This window comes from Streptomyces caelestis, from assembly GCF_014205255.1.
In the GTDB taxonomy this organism is placed as follows: Bacteria; Actinomycetota; Actinomycetes; order Streptomycetales; family Streptomycetaceae; genus Streptomyces; species Streptomyces caelestis.
On record NZ_JACHNE010000001.1, the window covers coordinates 5,486,619 to 5,506,670 of the forward strand.

The window sequence follows — 20,052 nt, forward strand, 5'->3', positions numbered from 1 at the left end:
GGTGCCGAAACCGACGGTTGGTTGAACGTCCCGTGAACGGCTCAGCGGGCCTTGGCCAGCAGGGCCCGCAGTCGTGGCGTCAGCGGCGCCTCCACATACTGGTTCAGCAGCCACGCCAGCAGCAGCATTGAGGCCACGGTCAGGGCGAATGTCGCCGCCGACGGCAGATCCAGGCCGCGGTGCAGGGCGTGGATCACCACCCAGCCGAGGTGCTCGTGGACGAGGTAGAACGGATACGTCAGCGCCCCCGCCACCGTCAGCCAGCGCCAGTTCGCCCAGCGCAGCCAGCCCAGCGCGATCGCCGCGACCGCGACGAAGCCGAAGGTCACGACGAGGACGATGCCGAGCGAGGAGCGGTACGAGAAGCCGCCCGCGTCGGGGGCGTGCCACAGCCCCTGCACCGCGAAGTGCTGACCGATCAGCCAGCTCACGGCGACGATGCCCCACCCGTAGGCGTCCCGCCGGTCCAGGTGGACGAGGTAGAGGCCGACGCCGCCGATGAAGAAGGGGGCGTACTCCGGCATCACGACGATGTCGAGCAGCGGCGTGTGCGCGTTCGCCGCGATCACGGCCGCCAGCATCCAGCCGGCGCAGAACATGATCACCCGGCGGCGGTTCGCCCCGGGGAGCACGACGCACAGCGCGAACAGCGCGTAGAAGCGGACCTCCGCCCACAGCGTCCAGCACACCCCGAGCACCCGGTCCACACCGAGCGGCATCTGAAGCATGGTCAGGTTCACCAGCGCGTCGCTCGGTGAGACCGCGTGGTAGGCCACCATGGGCAGCGCGAACACCGCCGTCACCAGCACGACCGCCACCCAGTAGGCCGGCAGCAGCCGGGAGGCGCGGGAGGCGAAGAACGACTTCAGCGGCCGGCCCCAGCCGCTCATGCAGATCACGAACCCGCTGATCACGAAGAAGACCTGGACGCCGAGGCAGCCGTAGGCGAAGTACTCGTGCAGGGTCGGGAACTGCTCCTTGGGCGAGCTGCCCCAGGCCTGGGAGACCTCACCGTCGCGCCCGCCGTAGTGGTACGCCGCCACCATCAGCGCGGCCACCAGCCGCAGTCCGTCCAGGGCGCGCAGCCGGCCGCCGGAGTTCTTCCGGCGCGGTGGGACGGTCGTGGCGCCCGGTGGTTCGACCAGCACGGTGACTTCGGGCCGGGGCTTGGGGGTGCTGACGACCGTCTCGGTCACGCTGAAAACCTCTGTAGTAGCTCGTATGTTCACCTGAGCCGCCGGGGGGCGGGTGGGCGCCGACTGTCACCCTAGGGCGGAGGTTGACGCTGAAACGTTCGACGGAGTCAGCCTTCGCCCGCCGGTCTCCACGGGTTCATCTGGATGTCGCAGAGCCCGGTTGCCGGGCGGTCCCGCTTCAGCGGCGCACCGCCTTGCGCAGCGCCCGCGCCCGCCGGACCACCCGGCGTGCCGTGGAGTTGCGGGGCAGGAACGCCAGCCGCTGCGGAATGCCGCCGGGCAGTCCGAGCGAGGTGAGACGGCGCTTCTTGAAGTAGCGCCGGGTGCGCGGACCGAGATGGCGGGAGAGGAACTGTTCCGCCTGCGGGCGCAGGTCCGGATAGATCTGCGGCTGCATGGTGAACCCGACGGCGGTCACCAGGTCGGACAGCAGCTCGGCCGGCAGCAGGCCGTCGCCCTTGCCGCCGTCCAGGTCGGGCAGCAGCGCGTCCGCCAGGGTGGTGGGGATCCGGTTGCTGTTCTGGTACGGCGTCAGCCGCTCCAGCAGCAGCTCGGTGCCGAGGCGCGCCACCGGCAGCTCGTAGAACACCGAGGCCGTGAACAGCGCGGTGGAGAAGCAGCCGACGACCAGCGCGGGCCGGGCCCGGTCGAACAGCACCTCGGCGAGCACGGGCGTGTCCAGCACGGTGAGGTCCACGCCGAGCTTCTCGGCCTCGGTCTCCAGGGCGCGGCTGTAGCGGGCCGGTGCGGTCGGGTGCGGTTTGAAGACGACCGCGCGGTGACCGCGGGCGACCGCGCCCCGCATCATCCGCACGTGCAGGTCCTCTTCCTCCTCGGGGGAGAGGATGTTCAGCGCCGACAGGTACTGGCCGAGCAGCAGCGCCGCGTCGCCCGGCAGGTCGGGCAGCTCGGGCACGGTCGCGGTGACCTCGCCCAGCACCTTGAGGAACGCGGGTGACGGCACCAGCCGCGCCGGCACCTCGAACTCGGTCAGCAGCATCGGCGTGAGCCCCGGCACCAGATCGAGGTGCAGCAGCCGCCGCACGCGCGTGCCGACCAGCGGGTCGAGCTTGTTGCGCGTGGGGCCGTAGCTCATCAGCCCGTCGGCGTAGACGTCGATGGGGGCGTCGGTGAACAGCTGCGCCACCGTGAGCGCGGGCGCGACCTGGATGGACTCCAGCACCAGGCTCACCCGGTCGTCGCCGAGGCCCCACAGCATCCGCAGATAGCGCTCGAAGAGCGGGATGTCGTCGGAGCGCGGCGTCCAGGCACCGGGGTGGAACGGGCGGATGGCGTCGTTCCAGGACAGCACGTCGTCGAAGTGCTCGCGCAGCGGCGCGAAGCCCGGCATCTCGTCGAGGGCCGGAGTGGTCTCCGGGGTCGCGGAGTTGTTGAACACCAGCAGCACCCGGCGGTCCGGCTCCTCGAAGAGGTCGGAGTCGATCGCGGCGGCCAGGGTGGCGACGCCGTACAGCGTCGAGGCGCAGAAGATCTGTGTGGTCCCGGGCATCAGGCGGCCGCTCCCGCCGGCGTGACCCTGCGCCGCAGCCGCCGCAGCTTGGACGAGCGGTCCATGTCCATGGCCTCCAGTGCGTCACCGAGCGCGTCCTGCGGCATCCGCTTGATGGCCGCCGCGCTCATCGACCGCAGCTGCCTCGCCACGGCCGGTTCGAACCTGTCTTCGTTGGAAAGGTGGTGCGCGATGATCGCGCAGTACGTCCGTACCGCCTTCGGCAGCAGCCGGTCGGCCTCACGGTCGGCGGCCGTCTCTTCGATCACCTGGTCGAAGGCGCGGATGAAGTCGAGCTGGCGGACATCGCCGATCTGCGTCAGGGACGAGGCCACCCCGCGCCGGTAGAACACACCCAGCAGGCTCACCACGGCGAACGACTCCGCCTCGCGGTGCAGCTTCCATATCCACGGCCGGTCCTCGGCCGTGCGCAGCCCGTCGGTGAAGTGGAGCACGCCCCTGTCGAGGAGGCGGCGGTGGTAGGCGCCGGCCCAGGCGTAGGCGTAGTCCACCGAGGTCGAGCGGTGGGAAGGGAGGATCGCCTCCCGCGGGCTGAACGCCTCCCAGCGCCGGCCGACCGGCACCCGGGACACGGAACGGGCCCGCGCGGTGGCCTGCACATGGTCGGTGCGGATGAAGTCGCAGCCCAACTCGTCCAGGGCGGAAACCAGTTCGGCGAGATAGCCGGGGGCCAGCCAGTCGTCGCCGTCCAGGAACGTCAGGTACTCGCCCTGCGCGGCGTCCAGGCCGGTGTTGCGGGCGGTGGCGAGCCCCCCGTTCTTCTCGTGTCGGATGTAACGCACCTGCGCGACATCCGAAAGGTCCTCGGCCGCCCGTTCGAGAATGGCCGGCGTTTCGTCCTTCGAATGGTCGTCGACCAGGATGAACTCGAAATCGCGGTCGGCGTTCAACCGAAGGCTTCTGAGGGTGTCCGGGGCGTATTGCTGCACGTTGTAGAACGGCACGATCACGGAAAGCTTAGGCACCCGCAAAACGTTAGGAGGCCGTCCGGCTCCGGAACTTTCCGGTGCACATACACTGGGTGAACTCAATGTGTCAGAACGGTGCACCCCGTGTACTTCCCGGTTCGCCACGGGCCAGTTCGGCTCCCGGTGGTGCGTTGTTAACTTTTCGTTGAGTCGTGGTTCCGCCATACCTAGGAATTGCTTCCTAGCGTCTTCAACGTGCCAGCAAGTACACCGAACCGCCCGCGAATCGCCGTCCTCGCGGACTCCGACACCCGCTGGAAATGGGGTGCGCTCACCGCGCACCGCATCGCCCCGGGACAGTCCATGGAAACCGGCCCGCGCGAAGGCGCGCAAGTCGGTCCCGCCCTCGACGGATTCCTGCTGCGCGGCCGGGCCACGCCCACGCCGCGCCAGCTGGCGGAAGTAGGCGTGCGCGCCGACTCGCTGCGGGAGGTCACCGCCGTCGAGTTCCTGCGCACCATGGCCGAGGAGTCCTACGACATCCTCGTCCTCTCCCTCGTCGGCGGCGGTGTGCAGGCGATGCTGCACGGCCTGGGGCGCGTCTGGGAGAACCGGACGTCACGGCCCGTCGTCGTCACCGGCTACGTCGGTGTCGTCTACGAGAAGCTCGCCGACGGCCTGCTGCTGCGGCACGGCGCGGACCTCGTCCTCGCCAACTCCCGCCAGGACGCGGACCGTTTCCGGGCCGTCTACGAAGGGGTGGGCGCCGACGCCTCGTCGGTGACCGAGGTGGCCCTGCCGTTCCTCGGCGGTGACGCCTATGAAGGTGAACACGACCCCTACACGGTCGTCTTCGCCGCCCAGCCCTCCGTGCCGGAGAGCCGCAAGGACCGTACGTACCTGCTGAACCGGCTGGTCCAGCACGCCCGCAGGCACCCCGAGCGCGAGGTGCTGCTGAAGCTGCGGTCCAAGCCGGGCGAACACACCACCCACATCGAGGAGCTGCCGTACCAGAAGCTGGCACAGCGGCTCGATCCGCCCGCCAACTTCCGCCTGGTGTACGGGAACATGGGCGAGGTCCTCGACCGCACCGACCTGCTCGTGACGGTCAGCTCCACGGCCGCCCTGGAGTCGCTGCACCGCCGCATCCCGACCGTCGTGCTGACCGACCTCGGCATCCGCGAGTCGCTCGGCAACCACCACTTCGTGGGCTCCGGCTGCCTCGCCTCCTGGGACCAGCTCGACGCCGGGCACCGGCCGGCGCCCGACGAGGAGTGGGTGGCCCGGCAGGGCGTCGTGGCCGACGGCTCCTACGAGTCCGCCTTCGACGCGGCGCGCGAACGCATCGCCAAGCTGCTCGACCGGCCCGGCGGCCTGCCGCCGCTGGCCCCGTACTACACACCCGTCACCGCGCCCGGCTATCTGCCCGGGATCCTCGCCCGCCACCACCTCGGCCCGGACGGCACCCCGCTGCCCGGCGCGCCGGCCGCCGACAAGGAGCCCGGACCGGTCCGGCAGGTCGTGCGCCGGGCGGCGCGCGGCGCCTACCGGCACGGCGTGCAGCGCGTGGCGCCCGTCATCCGGCGGATGGGGGAGCTGTGAGCCGCCCCGAGCCCTCCGCCCAAGGAGCCCAAGGAGTACACCCCATGTCCCACCCGGAAGCGGGCCGAGGCGCCTCGGTGCGCCGCGTGCTCGCGGTGATCCCCGCGCGCGGCGGCTCCAAGGGCGTCCCCGCGAAGAACCTCCTCCCCGTCGGCGGTGTCCCGCTGGTGGCGCGGGCGGTGCGCGAGTGCCGCGCCGCCCGGCTCGTCACGGACGTCGTGGTCTCCACCGACGACCAGGCCATCGCGGCCGCCGCCCGTCAGGCCGGCGCCGAGGTCGTCCTGCGGCCCGCCGCCATCGCCGGCGACACGGCCACCTCCGAGGCCGCCGTCCTGCACGCCATGGACGCGCACGAGGCCCTGCACGGCTCGGTGGTGGACGTCGTACTGCTGGTGCAGTGCACCAGCCCGTTCATCACCCGCGAGGACGTGGACGGCGTCGCTGCCGCCATCGTCGAGAACGGCGCCGACACGGCCCTCACCGTGGCCCCGTTCCACGGCTTCGTCTGGCGCGACGCCGAGGACGAGGTCGCCGCCGGCACCGTCGCGGAGGCCGACGCGGCCACGGGCGGCGGCTACGGCGTCAACCACGACAAGTCCTTCCGCCCCCGCCGCCAGGACCGCCCCCAGGACCTGCTGGAGACCGGCGCCGCCTACGCGATGGAGGCGGCCGGCTTCCGCAAGCACGAGCACCGCTTCTTCGGCCGGACCGAACTGGTCCGCACCGACGCCGCGCGCGTGCTGGAGGTCGACGACCCGCACGACCTCGCCCGCGCCCGGGCCCTCGCGCCGCTCTTCGACGCGGACCGGCCCGGCGCGCTCCCGACCGCCGACGACATCGACGCGGTCGTCCTCGACTTCGACGGCACCCAGACCGACGACCGGGTGCTGGTCGACTCCGACGGACGGGAGTTCGTCTCCGTGCACCGCGGGGACGGACTCGGCATCGCGGCCCTCCGCAGGAGCGGCCTGAAGATGCTGATCCTGTCCACGGAACAGAACCCTGTGGTCGCCGCCCGGGCCCGGAAGCTCAAGCTCCCGGTGCTGCACGGCATCGACCGCAAGGACCTCGCGCTGAAGCAGTGGTGCGAGGAGCAGGGCATCGCGCCGGAGCGCGTGCTCTACGTCGGCAACGACGTCAATGACCTCCCGTGCTTCGCCCTCGTGGGCTGGCCCGTGGCGGTCGCGAGCGCCCACGACGTCGTGCGCGGCGCCGCACGCGCGGTCACCACCGTCCCCGGTGGCGACGGCGCGATCCGAGAGATCGCCAGCTGGATCCTCGGCCCCTCTCTCGATTCCCTCACCAAGTAAGGACATCTCCTGCCATGAGCACCAACTCCCGTATCCGTCAGTTCGGTTCGCGTGAGGTCGGCCCGGGCCGTCCGGTCTACGTCTGCGGCGAGATCGGCATCAACCACAACGGCGAGCTCGAGAACGCCCTCAAGCTGATCGACGCGGCCGCCGAGGCCGGCTGTGACGCGGTCAAGTTCCAGAAGCGCACCCCGGAGATCTGCACCCCGCGCGACCAGTGGGACATCGAGCGCGACACGCCGTGGGGCCGGATGACGTACATCGACTACCGCCACCGCGTGGAGTTCGGCGAGGACGAGTACCGCGCGATCGACGACTACTGCAAGTCGAAGAACATCGACTGGTTCGCCTCCCCGTGGGACACCGAGGCCGTCGCCTTCCTGGAGAAGTTCGACGTCCCCGCCCACAAGGTGGCCTCCGCATCCCTCACCGACGACGAGCTGCTGCGCGCCCTGCGCGCCACCGGCCGCGCGGTGATCCTCTCCACCGGCATGTCGACCCCGAAGCAGATCCGCCACGCGGTCGAGGTCCTCGGCTCCGACAACATCCTGATGTGCCACGCCACGTCGACCTACCCGGCGAAGGCCGAGGAGCTCAACCTCCGTGTGATCAACACGCTGGAGAAGGAGTTCCCGAACGTCCCGATCGGTTACTCCGGCCACGAGACGGGCCTGCAGACCACGCTGGCCGCGGTCGCCCTGGGCGCCACCTTCGTCGAGCGTCACATCACCCTCGACCGCGCCATGTGGGGCTCGGACCAGGCCGCCTCCGTGGAGCCGCAGGGCCTCACCCGCCTCGTCCGCGACATCCGCACCATCGAGGCCTCCCTCGGCGACGGCGTGAAGAAGGTCTACGAGTCCGAGCTGGCCCCGATGAAGAAGCTGCGCCGGGTCCCCGGTGTGGTCGCCGAGGCGGAGATCGCCGACGCGGCGGGCGAGCCGGTAGGCGTCTGAGCCCCCAACCCCCACAACCCCCCTTACGACGGGACGGTCGTACCTCGATGAGCCCCCGCGCCGGGAATGCCGGCCCCCACACTCTCGCGTTCGTCGAGAGTCCGGTACAGCTGCTGAACGTGCTGGAGTGGGCGCACGCGCATGCGCCCGGCGTGGGGCTCACCCTCGTGGTGCTGTCGCCCGTCGACCCGATGACGCGCGGCCAGCTGCGGCGGATGTCCGACCTGGCCCGCGACGAGGGGCACGAGGTGCGCTGGGAGGAGGCGCGGGGCGGCCCTCTGGCGCCCTTCCAGACCATCGGCGGCCTGGCCGGCCTGCTCCGCAGGGCGCGCCGGGTGGTGCTGGGGGACCCGTTCTCCCGTTACGTCCAGCTGCTGCTGACGATCACCCGGGTCCGTGACCTGGTCGTCGTCGACGACGGCACGGCGACGATGGAGTTCGTCGGGCAGCTGGCCCGGGGTGAACGGCTGGTGCGCTGGCACCGCAAGGGCGGCCGCCCCGGCCCACGGGACCTGATCTTCGCGCCGGTGTCGTCCTCGGCCCGCCGCCGTCTGACCCCCGGCGGCGATCGCCGCGTCGAGATCTTCTCCTCCATGCCGATGGAGGAGACCCCGGCGGGCGTCACGGTCAGCGCCAACGACTTCGCCTGGACCCGGGCCCGCTTCGGCCCGCCCCGCATCACCAAGGGCGCCGACATGGTCGGCACGTCCCTGGTGGAGACGGGCGTGGTCGACGACGACCGCTACCTGGAGGCCGTCCGTGCCCTGGCCCGGGCCCACGGCGCCACCCGCTACTTCGCGCACCGCCGCGAGAGCACGGACAAGCTCCGCCGGCTCGCCGTCGAGACCGGCCTGGAGATCGTCCGCCCCGAACTCCCCCTCGAACTGATCGCCCGCCGCGGCCCCATCGGCCGGACGATCCTCAGCTTCCCCTCCACGGTCGTCCACACCCTCCCCCTCGCCCTCTCCGGCACCGGGGTCCGCGTCGCGGTCTGCGACATCGACCCGGCCTGGCTGACCGACCACGCCTCCCCCCGTGCCCAGGGCTTCCTGTCGGGGGTGACAGGGGCGGCGCGGGATGTGCAGCGGGTGTCTGCGGCGGCGGGGGCAGGGGGCCAGGAGGCCCCGCCGAGTACGGCCGCCCCAGGGGGACAGAAGGGCCCGGCGACCGCCGGGGGCCCGACTGGTCCGACGGGTACGGCCGACCCGGGGAGCATCACGGGCACAACGGGCTCGGGCGGGCCGGCGGGCTCGGCCGGCATGGCCGGCTCGGCTCGGACGACAGGCTCGACAGGCGCGCCCGGTCCGGCTGGGACGGCGGGTGCTGCGGGCGCGGTGGCTGCGGGCTGACGCGCCGGAGTGTGCCTGGGGTGCCGACGGGCCCGGCGGGCTGACCGGGCCGTCACGTGTCCGGGCCCACTGCCGATGTCGGCGACCGGGGGCTGCACCGCCGCCCCGGGGGCACGCACCAGGTCCACGAAGGCCGTGAGGAGGGCCCGCTCCAGCGGCCTCCCGGCGAGACTCTCCCGGAAACCGGCGGCATAGTCCTCGGCGGCGTCGTCGAGGCCTGGGTGGACCGGACGAACTCGTGGCTGAAATCCGGGCTGTCGGCGCGCACGGGGGCGCACACTGCCGGGGCTCTGCCGGGTCCGTGCGTCCGCCAGGCGAACAAGGCCGTGTTCCCCGCGCAGGGCGTGGTATCCGTGGAGGAGGATGGATGGATACCGGAGCCGTGAGTCAAATGTGGCCGATGTCACATTCCGTGATGGTCGGGACCGACTCGGCCCCAAAGGTGTGCCAGTTTACCCATCTCAGTTGATAGCCATGCGTTGGGCGGTCATATTTTCTTCCCCGAACGGGTTGAAGTTTTGTTGATCGAGGGTCAGGTGACCGCCCTGGCGCCCTACCCTTCAGAGGGTGAAGCAATTGATGTCACTGGAGTCCGAGGTCGATCTTCCCGGGGGAGCCGTACTTCCCGGTGCGCTGCCCGACGCTCTGCGCGCCGAGCTCATCGCGTTCCGACGCGACCTGCACATGCACCCGGAGCTCGGCAACCAGGAGTTCCGCACGACAGCCGCGATCAAGGAGCGGCTGGAGCAGGCCGGCCTCAAGCCCCGCGTACTCGCCGTCGGGACAGGACTCGTCTGTGACATCGGCCTGGAGGGCGAACAGTGGGACGGGGGCCCCAGCATGCTCGCCCTGCGGGCCGACATCGACGGCCTGCCCATCCCCGATACCAAGAGCGAGTGCCCGTACCGCTCGACCGTGCCCGACCGCGCCCACGCCTGCGGCCACGACGTGCACACCACCGTCGTCCTCGGCGCCGGTCTCGTCCTCGCCGAACTGCACAAGCAGGGCCTGCTGCCCCGCCCCGTCCGGCTGATCTTCCAGCCCGCCGAGGAGGTACTGCCCGGCGGTGCCGCCGACGTCATCAAGTGCGGGGCGCTGGAAGGGGTCGGCGCGATCGTCGCCGTGCACTGCGACCCCCGGGTGGACGCGGGCAGGATCGGGCTCCGGGAGGGCCCCATCACCTCCGCCTGTGACCGGCTGGAGATCGGCCTCGAGGGCCCGGGCGGTCACACCGCGCGCCCCCATCTGACGACCGACCTGGTCACCGCAGCCGCCCGCGTCGTCACCGACGTGCCCGCCCTGGTCGGGCGGCGCTTCGACAGTCGCAGCGGGCTCGCCATCACCTGGGGCCGCATCGAGTCGGGACACGCTCCGAACGTGATCCCGCAGCACGCCGAGCTGTCCGGCACCGTCCGCTGCCTCGACATCGAGGCGTGGCGGCAGGCCCCCGACGTCGTGGTCGCCGCGATCGACGAGGTCGCCAACCTGCACCGCGCCAAGTCGGAGATCAACTACGTGCGCGGCGTCCCGCCCGTCGTGAACGAGCCGGGCGTGACCGAGCTGCTGCGTGACGCCATGATCGCCCGGCGCGGGGTCGAGTCCGTCGAGGGCACCCAGCAGAGCCTCGGCGGCGAGGACTTCTCCTGGTACCTGGAGCACGTCCCCGGCGCCATGGCCCGCCTCGGCGTACGCACGCCCGGCGAACGCCAGGTACGCGACCTCCATCAGGGCGACTTCGACGTGGACGAGTCCGCGATCACGGTAGGAGTGGAACTCTTCACCGCCGCGGCCCTGGTCAACGGCCTGCGCTAGGCCAGGTGCCGTGACCGCCCGGCGGACGGTCACCTGTGGTCACGGAGGAAGGCGGGGATCTCGCTGCGGGTCGGGAAGTTCGGCAGCGGTGCGGGCTCGTCCTCGAGGAACGCGGTGACGACGGCGGCGGCTCGGTCGTTGTTGTCGTCGAGGCCGTTCCACATGTGGTGTCCGACGCCGGGCATGTACTGCGTGCGCTGGACGGCGGGGTCTTCGGCAAGGACGGCTGTCGCCCATTGACGGACCTGTGAGGAGCACTCGGCGATCATCAGCATCGCGGGGATCCGGGAGTGCCTCAGCCGCGGGGCGATGGAGGGAGAGTCCTTGATCGTCTGCTGGATGCGGAGGCTGGCGGCGGGGCTGAAGGAGAAGTTCTCCGCCGTGTCTTCGACGGGGATGCGGTGTGCGTCGCGCGCGCAGTAGCTGGATGCGGTGTCGCTGCCGAGATCGGCGGCGGTGAGCGCGTTGTCGCCCTCTGCCTGCCCTATCAGCCCGGTGTCGGGGGTCAGGAGCCCGAGTCGCATGAGGCCCAAAGCGACGGCGTACCGGGGAACATGCGTCGACCGCGGTCCGGTCATGGCCGGCGCCAGGCCGCGCGCGGATTTCAGGCCCTTGTGCCCGGCGATGCGCGCGGTGGGGCCGTCCATCGGGCCGGGCTCGGCGATGATCGCCCGGTGAAAGCGCTCCGCGACGCGCTGATCGGCCAGGGCTCGCGTGAGCACGGCCCCGCCTGAGGAGAATCCGAGGACGTCCACCCTGCCCTTGCCCAGGCGATCGACGAAGGCGGCGAGATCGCGGACCGACCTGGAGATCGTGTACTGGCCCATGGGGAGCAGGTCGCTTCGGCCCCCGCCGGCCTGCTCGTAGGCGTAGACGTCGTAGCCCTGACGCGCCAGGAGCTGCAGGAACTTGTGGTCGAGCACCGAGATGCCGCGAACCGGCCCGCCGTGGAGGTATACGAGCGGAACGGGGCGTCGGGCGACGGTGTTCGCGGGCGGGTAGTGATAGACAGCCACCCGGCTGCCGGTGGCCAGGCTCCAGTGCTGCGTGGCGACGAAAGGCAGGTCGGGCGGGTACTGCCGTTCCGTGGGAACGGTCGGGACGCACACCGACGCCGTCAATGCCGCCGCGATGACCACCGGCAGGAACGGCATGAGCCGCGCCGACCTGGTACGGCGCCGACCCCGCCACAGGGCGGCGGCGGTCGCGATTCCCAGGGTCGTCAGCCATGCGGGGAGGCCCCCGCCCGCCCCGTCCGTGAGGACGACGAGCGCCAGGAAGAGGACCACTGAACCCGCGATGGCAGCCAGGGCCAGCACCAGGCGGCCGGCTAAGCGGACCGAGCGTGACACGGACGTCGGCATGAGGATCTCCCGTAGTTTCAGAACAGCATTCCGTAACGCCGTTTCAGAACGACGTTATCAGTAGCGGTAGGCTGTTGGGCGTGGGTAGGCCGAGAACGAACGACGAGACCGTCAAAGAGCGGCTCGTGGCATGCGCGATCGAGATGCTCGCCACCCGTCCGCGGGAGTCGGTCACGGTCCGCGCCCTGGCCGCTGCCGCCGGGACGTCGACGACGGCGGTGTACTCCCTGTTCGGCGGCAAGGACGGGCTGATCGGTGAGGTGCGCAACAGAGCCGTGGCCGGCCTGTTCCAGGAAGTGGCCGCAGTGCCGACCTCCGCGGACCCGCTTGCCGACCTCTGCGCGCTGGCCGCCGCGTACCGTCGATGGGGACGGGAGCACAGCCACCTCTACGCGGTGCTGTTCGGTGGGGTGCAATCCTTCGACCCGTCCGGCGCGGTCGGCGCCAGTGACCCCGTCCGGCCGCTCCTCGCGGCGATCGATCGCGGCTTGGCGGAGTCCGTCCTGGCCGGCGAGGCGACGTCCATCGCCCTCTCGGTCTGGGTGACACTGCACGGGCTCGTCACGCTCGAACTGGCTGGAGCCTTCGACGCCGCCACGGCCGAGGCCACCTTCCGGTCGACGATCCACGCGGCGCTGCGCGGCTGGACGACCCCGGCGGTGTTCAGCGGCCTTCGGCGCACCGAGCCCGCTCGGTAGTTGACCTTCCCCAGGGTCGGCCCGGCTACGGCCCGCCGCCCGCCGGCGGAATCTCCCCCCGGCCCGGCGGAGCCTCCGGTTGCGGCCGGAGCGCCCCGGGGGCAGCCTGGTGCGCGTGACCGGCAGGCATGCGCCGTGTGCCCGAGTACACCTTTCGACCCCGTTCGATCCCGTGGTTCACAGGGGCGTAACCGGCCATCGGCACGAATGGATAACGGCCCCGCGGCGACCCGTTCCCAGGAGTGTCTACGCGCGTTAATGTGCGCCGCACTGAGCACCCGCTGCGGGGCTTTGGAGAATGGGGAACTTCAAGATGCGTCGGATTTCCAAACTGACCCGCGTCGCGGTGGGGGTCGCGTCGCTCGGGCTCGTCGCCACGGCGTGTGGCGGCACCAGTGGTGAGAGTGGTGGCAGCGACAGCAAGGACCGTGGCATCGCCATCGCGTACGACATCGGCGGCAAGGGTGACCAGTCCTTCAACGACGCCGCCTACGCGGGCCTGACGAAGGCCAAGGACGAGTTCGGCTACCAGACGGCCGACATCGAGCCCACCGAGGGCGAGACGAGCGCCGACAAGGAGCAGCGCCTCGTCTCGCTGGCCAGGCAGGGCTACAACCCGGTCATCGGCGTCGGGTTCGTCTACGGCCCGGCGATGAAGGCCGCGGCCGCCAAGTACCCGGACACTACCTTCGGCATCGTGGACTCCGTGGTCGAGGCCAAGAACGTCGCCTCCCTCGTCTTCGCCGAGGAGCAGGCCTCGTACCTCGCCGGTGTCGCCGCCGCCAAGGCCACGAAGAGCGACGTCGTCGGCTTTGTGGGCGGTGTGGACATCCCGCTGATCCACAAGTTCGAGGCCGGCTACAAGCAGGGTGTCGAGGACACCAAGCCCGGGGTGAAGGTCCAGTCGCAGTACCTCACCCAGACGGCCGAGGAGGGCGGCTTCTCCAGCCCCGACAAGGGCAAGGCCGCCGCCGAGGGACAGATCGAGAAGAAGGCCGACGTGCTCTACGCGGCCGCCGGCCTGTCCGGCCAGGGCGTGATCGAGGCCGCCGCCAAGGCGAAGGTCTGGGCGATCGGCGTCGACTCCGACCAGTACAAGCAGGCGGCCCTCGCCCCGTACAAGAACTACATCCTCACCTCCGCCCTCAAGGACGTCGGCGGAGCGGTCTACGCGCTGGCCAAGTCCGTCCAGGACGACAAGCCCCTGAGCGGCACTCAGACCTTCGACCTGAAGGTCAACGGCGTGGGCCTGTCCGAGGCGAACCCCGAGTACGCCAAGATCCCGGGTCTCAAGGCGGCTGTGGACAAGGCCAAGGAAGGCATCAACGACGGTTCCATCAAGGTCAGGACCGAGTAGTACGTCAACGGTCTGCGACGGCCGGAGCGGGCGGGCACCCAGGGTGCCCGCCCGCTCCGCTGTTCCCGTGCAGACCAGGAATCAGAGGCCGGGAATCAGAGGCCGGGAACCGGGAACCGGGAACTGGGTCACCCAGCGCCACCCTCCGTTCGCAGTCGGCAACGCCCCGGCCAAGGCCGGGTGATGGCTTGGCCACGGGCGCATAACAAGGTGGACAGAAGGGGTTTTCAGGCAGGTCTACGCGCGTTAATCTGCGGCGAAGCCAGCGCCGAAGCTGAACCGTCCCGGCGCTATGCGGCCCCGGTAGTACGACAGGAGCACCCACACATGCGCCGGATTTCCCGGATCACGGTCGCAGGCGCAGCGACCGCCTCCCTGGCCCTCGCCCTCGCCGCCTGCGGCAGCACCTCGACCTCCGGGTCGTCGGACTCGAAGGGGAACAAGGGCCTCGCCATCGCGTACGACGTCGGCGGCAAGGGCGACCAGTCCTTCAACGACGCCGCGTACGCGGGTCTGGAGCAGGCGCAGAAGGAGTTCGGCTACGAGACGGCCGACCTGGAGCCCACCGAGGGCGAGACGGACGCCGACAAGGAGCAGCGTCTGGTCTCGCTGGCGAAGCAGGGCTACAACCCGGTCATCGGCGTCGGCTACGCGTACGCCGCGGCCGTCAAGGGCGCCGCGGAGAAGTTCCCGAAGACCACCTTCGGCATCGTCGACGACGCCACGATCAATTCCAAGAACGTCGCCGACCTCGTCTTCAGCGAGGAGCAGGCCTCGTACCTGGCCGGTGTCGCCGCCGCCAAGAGCACCAAGTCGAACGTCGTCGGCTTCGTCGGCGGTGTGGACATCCCGCTGATCCACAAGTTCCAGGCGGGCTTCCAGCAGGGCGTCAAGGACACGAACCCGAAGGTGAAGGTCCTCTCGCAGTACCTCACCCAGACAGCCGAGGAGGGCGGTTTCGCCAGCCCCGACAAGGGCAAGACGGCCGCTGAGGGACAGATCGAGAAGAAGGCCGACGTCGTCTACGCGGCCGCCGGCCTGTCCGGTCAGGGCGTCATCGAGGCCGCCGCCGCCAAGAAGGTCTGGGCCATCGGCGTGGACTCCGACCAGTACAAGCATGCCGCCCTCGCCAAGTACAAGGACTCCATCCTCACCTCGGCGATGAAGGACGTCGCCAAGGCGGTGTACAACCTGGCGAAGTCGGTCGAGGACGGCAAGCCCGAGACCGGTATCGTTCGTGGCGATCTGAAGACCGGCGAGGTGAGCCTGTCGGACTCCAACCCGAAGTTCGCGGACGACGCCGAGCTTCAGGAAGCCATCAAGACGGCCAAGGAGAAGATCATCAGCGGCGAGATCAAGGTCAAGAGCAGCTGACGACCGACTGCCTCGAAGCAGGCGGTAACCCCGGGGTTACGTCCGCTCGACGGGGTACGGGGAGGCTGCTCCTCGTACCCCGTTGTCGCGGTGCGTCGGCCCCTTTGTATGCCGTAGGGGCGCTACGCGCGTAGACGGCCCCCGTCCCCAGGAGAGTGCGCCATCAACGCGTCCAGCAGCCCTCCGGCCGGAGCGGCGGTCAAGGAATCGGTGACCGCCGTCGAGCTCGCCGGGATCACGAAGCGTTTCCCGGGCGTCGTGGCCAACCACGACATCCACCTCAGCGTCCGCAAGGGCACTGTGCACGCCCTCGTCGGCGAGAACGGCGCCGGCAAGTCGACGCTGATGAAGATCCTTTACGGCATGCAGAAGCCGGACGAGGGCACCATCGCCGTCGACGGCGAGCAGGTCGGCTTCTCGTCGCCGGCCGACGCCATCGTCCGCGGCATCGGCATGGTCCACCAGCACTTCATGCTCGCCGACAACCTCACGGTCCTGGAGAACGTCGTCCTCGGCAGCGAGAAGCTGTACGGCATCGGCGCCAAGGCCCGCCGCAAGATCAAGGAACTCTCCGAGCGCTACGGTCTCGGCGTCGAGCCCGACCTCCTCGTCGAGGAACTCGGCGTCGCCGCCCGCCAGCGCGTGGAGATCCTCAAGGTCCTCTACCGCGGCGCCCGCATCCTCATCCTGGACGAGCCGACCGCCGTGCTCGTGCCGCAGGAGGTCGACGCGCTCTTCGCCAACCTGCGCGAACTGAAGTCCGAGGGCCTGTCGGTCATCTTCATCTCGCACAAGCTCGGCGAGGTGCTCTCCGTCGCCGACGAGATCACGGTCATCCGCCGCGGCACCACCGTCGGCACGGCCGTCCCCACCGAGACCACCCCGCGCCAGCTCGCGGAGATGATGGTCGGCAGCGAGCTGCCCACGCCCGAGACGGCCGAGTCCACGGTCACCGACCGCCCGGTCATCAGTGTCGACAAGCTGCGACTGGCGGCCCCCGGCGGCAAGGCCCTCCTCGACGACATCAGCTTCACCATCCACGCGGGCGAGGTCCTCGGCATCGCCGGCGTCGAGGGCAACGGCCAGACCGAACTGGTCGACGCCCTCATCGGCCTGCGGTCCGCCGACTCCGGCATCATCCGCCTCGCCGACGAGGAGATCACCGCCTGGCCCACCCGCAGGCGACGCGAGCAGGGCATCGGCTACATCCCCGAGGACCGCCACCGCCACGGCCTGCTCCTGGAGGCCCCCCTCTGGGAAAACCGTATCCTCGGCCACGTCACCGAGAAGCCCCTGGCCAAGGGCGTCTGGCTGGACCCGAAGGCGGCCCAGGAGGACACCCGCCGGATCGTCACGGAGTACGACGTCCGCACCCCCGGCATCGACGTCACCGCCGCCTCCCTGTCCGGCGGCAACCAGCAGAAGCTGATCGTCGGCCGCGAGATGAGCCACAAGCCGCGCTTCCTGATCGCCGCCCACCCCACCCGGGGCGTGGACGTCGGCGCGCAGGCCGCCATCTGGGACCACATCCGCGAGGCCCGCCGCGAGGGCCTGGCCGTACTGCTGATCTCCGCCGACCTGGACGAGCTCATCGGCCTGTCCGACACGCTGCGCGTGATCTACAACGGCAAGCTGGTCGCGGACGCCGACCCGGCCGCCATCACCCCCGAGGAGCTCGGCTCGGCCATGACCGGTGCCGCCACCGGGCACCTCGAGCACGAAGAGACCCCCGAGATCTCGAAGGCCGACGCCCCCGAGTCTCCGGAAGACGAGGCCCGCTGATGAAGAAGTTCAACAGGGAGCGCGTGCTCCTCGCGGTGGCCGGACCGGTCATCGCGCTCGCCGTGGCCTTCGTCCTGAGCGCGATCGTGCTGGTCGCGTCGGGCAAGAGCCCCGTCGAGCCGTTCGCCCTGATGTTCGAGCAACTGAGCTTCTCCGACATCCAGGTCCTGATCATCAACCAGGCGTCGATGTACTACATCGCGGCGCTCGCGGTGGCCATCGGCTTCCGGATGAACCTGTTCAACATCGGTGTCGACGGCCAGTACCAGCTCGGCGCGATGCTGGCCGCGATCGTCGGCGCCCACGTCGCTCTGCCGGCCGCCCTCCAGGTCCCGCTGCTGCTCCTGACCGCCGTCCTCACCGGCGCCTTCTGGGCCGGCATCGCCGGTGTCCTCAAGGTCACCCGCGGCGTCAGCGAGGTCGTCGCCACGATCATGCTCAACGCGATCGCCACCTCCGTGATCGCCTACCTGTGGCTGCCGAACGTCTTCGGTGTGAAGGTCGGCAACAACAACACCACCGGCGAGATGCACGAGTCCGGCTGGATCCCCGGCATCGGCATGGGCGCGGCCGGCGAGATCTACGGCCTGGTGCTGCTCGCCGTCCTGCTCGGCATCGGCTACTGGGTCGTCCTCAACCGCACCCGCTTCGGCTTCGACCTGCGCGCCTCCGGCGCCTCGCAGACCGCCGCCGCGGCCAGCGGCGTCGACCCCAAGCGGATGGTGCTCAGCGCCATGCTGATCTCCGGCGGCATCGCGGGCCTCGCCGGCCTGCCGATCCTGCTCGGCGACACCCACACCTACAGCCTGAACTTCCCCACGGGCATCGGCTTCCTCGGCATCGGCATCGCCCTGCTCGGCCGCAACAGCCCCGTGGGCATCGCCTTCGCCGCCCTGCTGTGGGCCTGGCTCGACAAGGCCTCGCCCGAGCTGGACTTCCACGGCTACGACAAGGAGATCGCGGTCATCATGCAGGGCCTGATCGTGCTCTCGGTCGTCGTCTCCTACGAGGCCGTCCGCGAGTGGGGCCTGCGCCGCCAGCAGCGCCGGGTCGGCGCCGAACTGGCCGCCGGTCACGTCCTCGGCAACAACAACACCACGAAGGAGGTGGCTGGCCGATGACCACCGTGACCGACCTCAACCAGCCCACGCTGCAGCCCGCGGCGCCGACCGGCCGCCGCCTGTCGCTGCCCGTCCTGCTGCTGATCATCGCCGGCGGCCTGGCGCTCACCTCGATCGTCCGCCTCATCACCGGCGCCGACGGCATCACCAACGTCAGCCAGATGTCCACCGCGCTCCAGCTCGCCGTGCCGATCGGCCTCGCCGGCCTCGGCGGCCTGTGGGCCGAGCGCGCGGGCGTGGTCAACATCGGCCTCGAAGGCATGATGATCCTCGGCACCTGGTTCGGCGCCTGGGCCGGCTTCCAGTGGGGCCCGTGGACCGGTGTCCTGGTCGGCATCCTCGGCGGCGCGATCGGCGGCCTGCTGCACGCCTTCGTGACCGTCACCTTCAACGTCAACCACATCGTCTCCGGTGTGGCCATCAACATCCTCGCCCTCGGCGCCACCCGCTACCTCGCGCCCCTCGCCTTCGAGGGCCACACGGGCGGCTCCGCCAAGCAGTCCCCGGCGGTCGACTCCCTCGGCAGCTTCACGGTGCCGGGCCTGTCCGACGCGCTCAGGGACCTCAACAACCAGGGCTGGTTCTTCGTCTCCGACATCGCCGGCCTGCTCGGCGGCCTGGTCACCAACGTCTCCTGGCTGACCCTGATCGCCGTCGCGCTGATCCCCGGCACCTGGTGGGTGCTGTGGCGCACCGCGTTCGGCCTGCGGCTGCGCTCCTGCGGCGAGAACCCGGTCGCCGCCGAGTCCCTCGGCGTCAACGTCTACAAGTACAAGTACATCGCCGTGATCATCTCCGGCGGTCTGGCCGGCCTCGGCGGTGTCTTCCTGTCGATCGTCGCCAACCCCTTCTATCTGGAGGGCCAGGTCAGCGGCCGCGGCTTCATCGGCCTCGCGGCGATGATCTTCGGCAACTGGATGCCGGGCGGCCTCGCCCTCGGCGCGGGCCTGTTCGGCTACACCGACAGCCTCAACCTGCGCGGCGGCTCCGCGAACGTCCACGCCCTGCTGCTGCTCGGCGCGCTCCTGCTGATCATTGGCGCCGTCTGGCTGGTGATCCGCAAGAAGTACGTCCCGGCCGTGGCCACCCTGATCTCCGGTGCCCTGGTGTTCGCCTGGTACGCGAGCACCGACGAGGTCCCGAACCAGGTCGTCTCCGCCACGCCGTACGTCATCACCCTGGTCGTCCTGGCGCTGTCCGCCCAGCGCCTGCGGATGCCGAGGGCGAACGGCATGCCGTACCGGAAGGGGCAGGGCAAGTGACCGGCGCCGGCCCGGACGTCGACTGGGAGAAGCTGCGTGCGGTGGCCCGGGACGCCATGTCCCGGGCGTACGCCCCGTACTCGGGCTACCCGGTCGGCGTGGCCGCCCTGGTCGACGACGGCCGGATCATCTCCGGCTGCAACGTCGAGAACGCCTCGTACGGGCTCGGCCTGTGCGCCGAGTGCGGCCTTGTGTCGGAGCTGCACAACACCGGCGGCGGGCGGCTGACGCACTTCACGTGCGTCGACCGGAACGGCGAGTCGCTCGTGCCGTGCGGCCGCTGCCGCCAGCTGCTGTACGAGTTCGGCGGCCCGGACCTGCTGCTGGAGACCCCGGCGGGGATCCTGCCGCTGTCGGAGATGCTGCCGCAGGCCTTCGGGCCCGGCCACCTCAGCAAGTAACTCCCGTGCGGCCCTCCTGAGTCGATCAGGGG

Annotated in this window: 15 protein-coding genes and 1 pseudogene; 12 read left to right on the plus strand and 4 right to left on the minus strand. The window is 70.6% G+C overall.

The annotated features are described in order from the left end of the window. Positions 1–41 precede the first annotated feature (41 nt). The 3 genes from HDA41_RS25235 to HDA41_RS25245 all read right to left on the minus strand — a co-directional run bounded on the left by HDA41_RS25235 (position 42) and on the right by HDA41_RS25245 (position 3,692). Positions 42–1,196 carry an acyltransferase family protein gene (locus HDA41_RS25235; protein WP_184987429.1) on the minus strand — a complete coding sequence of 385 codons (1,155 nt, stop codon included), beginning with the start codon at positions 1,194–1,196 and terminating at the stop codon, positions 42–44. A gap of 178 nt (positions 1,197–1,374) precedes the next feature. Beyond that, positions 1,375–2,706 (minus strand): alpha-2,8-polysialyltransferase family protein, encoded by a 1,332-nt coding sequence (locus tag HDA41_RS25240; protein ID WP_184987430.1) that lies wholly within the window; start codon positions 2,704–2,706, stop codon positions 1,375–1,377. Further along, the gene (locus HDA41_RS25245) at positions 2,706–3,692 is read right to left on the minus strand and encodes a glycosyltransferase family 2 protein (protein WP_184987432.1); all 987 of its coding nucleotides are present in this window, start codon (positions 3,690–3,692) and stop codon (positions 2,706–2,708) included. The genes HDA41_RS25240 and HDA41_RS25245 overlap by 1 nt, the downstream gene beginning before the upstream one ends. A 198-nt stretch (positions 3,693–3,890) precedes the next feature. Here HDA41_RS25245 and HDA41_RS25250 point away from each other — a divergent pair, with 198 nt between their 5' ends. From HDA41_RS25250 to HDA41_RS25270, 5 genes and pseudogenes are all read left to right on the plus strand, one after another. After that, the gene (locus tag HDA41_RS25250; RefSeq protein ID WP_184987434.1) at positions 3,891–5,237 is read left to right on the plus strand and encodes a DUF6716 putative glycosyltransferase; all 1,347 of its coding nucleotides are present in this window, start codon (positions 3,891–3,893) and stop codon (positions 5,235–5,237) included. 44 nt (positions 5,238–5,281) lie between these two features. Continuing rightward, positions 5,282–6,547 (plus strand): N-acylneuraminate cytidylyltransferase, encoded by a 1,266-nt coding sequence (locus HDA41_RS25255; RefSeq protein ID WP_184987436.1) that lies wholly within the window; start codon positions 5,282–5,284, stop codon positions 6,545–6,547. Between the two features lie 14 nt (positions 6,548–6,561). Continuing rightward, positions 6,562–7,500, plus strand: a complete 939-nt coding sequence (locus HDA41_RS25260; RefSeq protein ID WP_184987438.1) for an N-acetylneuraminate synthase family protein — start codon at positions 6,562–6,564, stop codon at positions 7,498–7,500. A gap of 47 nt (positions 7,501–7,547) precedes the next feature. Further along, positions 7,548–8,603: pseudogene (locus tag HDA41_RS25265) on the plus strand (ferritin family protein); the annotation flags it as partial. A gap of 825 nt (positions 8,604–9,428) precedes the next feature. Next, on the plus strand, positions 9,429–10,661 hold the full coding sequence (locus tag HDA41_RS25270) for a M20 family metallopeptidase (protein ID WP_184993720.1): 1,233 nt from the start codon (positions 9,429–9,431) through the stop codon (positions 10,659–10,661). A 29-nt stretch (positions 10,662–10,690) separates the two neighbouring features. On the opposite strand, the gene HDA41_RS25275 is transcribed toward HDA41_RS25270, so the two are convergent. After that, positions 10,691–12,025: an alpha/beta fold hydrolase gene (locus tag HDA41_RS25275; protein WP_184987442.1), complete on the minus strand. Its 1,335-nt coding sequence runs from the start codon at positions 12,023–12,025 to the stop codon at positions 10,691–10,693. 80 nt (positions 12,026–12,105) lie between these two features. Between HDA41_RS25275 and HDA41_RS25280 the strand changes: the two genes are divergently transcribed. The 7 genes from HDA41_RS25280 (at position 12,106) to HDA41_RS25310 (ending at position 20,020) form a co-directional block, all read left to right on the plus strand. Further along, on the plus strand, positions 12,106–12,723 hold the full coding sequence (locus tag HDA41_RS25280) for a TetR/AcrR family transcriptional regulator (protein WP_184987444.1): 618 nt from the start codon (positions 12,106–12,108) through the stop codon (positions 12,721–12,723). Between the two features lie 313 nt (positions 12,724–13,036). After that, on the plus strand, positions 13,037–14,080 hold the full coding sequence (locus tag HDA41_RS25285; RefSeq protein ID WP_184987446.1) for a BMP family lipoprotein: 1,044 nt from the start codon (positions 13,037–13,039) through the stop codon (positions 14,078–14,080). Positions 14,081–14,407: 327 nt separating this feature from the next. Next, entirely contained in the window at positions 14,408–15,454 is a 1,047-nt protein-coding gene (locus HDA41_RS25290) for a BMP family lipoprotein (protein ID WP_184987448.1), read from the plus strand. Between the two features lie 210 nt (positions 15,455–15,664). Then, the gene (locus tag HDA41_RS25295; protein ID WP_184987450.1) at positions 15,665–17,236 is read left to right on the plus strand and encodes an ABC transporter ATP-binding protein; all 1,572 of its coding nucleotides are present in this window, start codon (positions 15,665–15,667) and stop codon (positions 17,234–17,236) included. Beyond that, a complete protein-coding gene (locus HDA41_RS25300; RefSeq protein ID WP_184987452.1) occupies positions 17,236–18,357 on the plus strand; it encodes an ABC transporter permease in 1,122 nt (373 codons plus the stop codon). Before HDA41_RS25295 ends, HDA41_RS25300 begins: the two co-directional genes overlap by 1 nt. Continuing rightward, positions 18,354–19,619: an ABC transporter permease gene (locus HDA41_RS41530; RefSeq protein ID WP_184987454.1), complete on the plus strand. Its 1,266-nt coding sequence runs from the start codon at positions 18,354–18,356 to the stop codon at positions 19,617–19,619. The genes HDA41_RS25300 and HDA41_RS41530 overlap by 4 nt, the downstream gene beginning before the upstream one ends. After that, the gene (locus HDA41_RS25310) at positions 19,616–20,020 is read left to right on the plus strand and encodes a cytidine deaminase (protein ID WP_184987456.1); all 405 of its coding nucleotides are present in this window, start codon (positions 19,616–19,618) and stop codon (positions 20,018–20,020) included. Before HDA41_RS41530 ends, HDA41_RS25310 begins: the two co-directional genes overlap by 4 nt. Positions 20,021–20,052 lie beyond the last annotated feature (32 nt).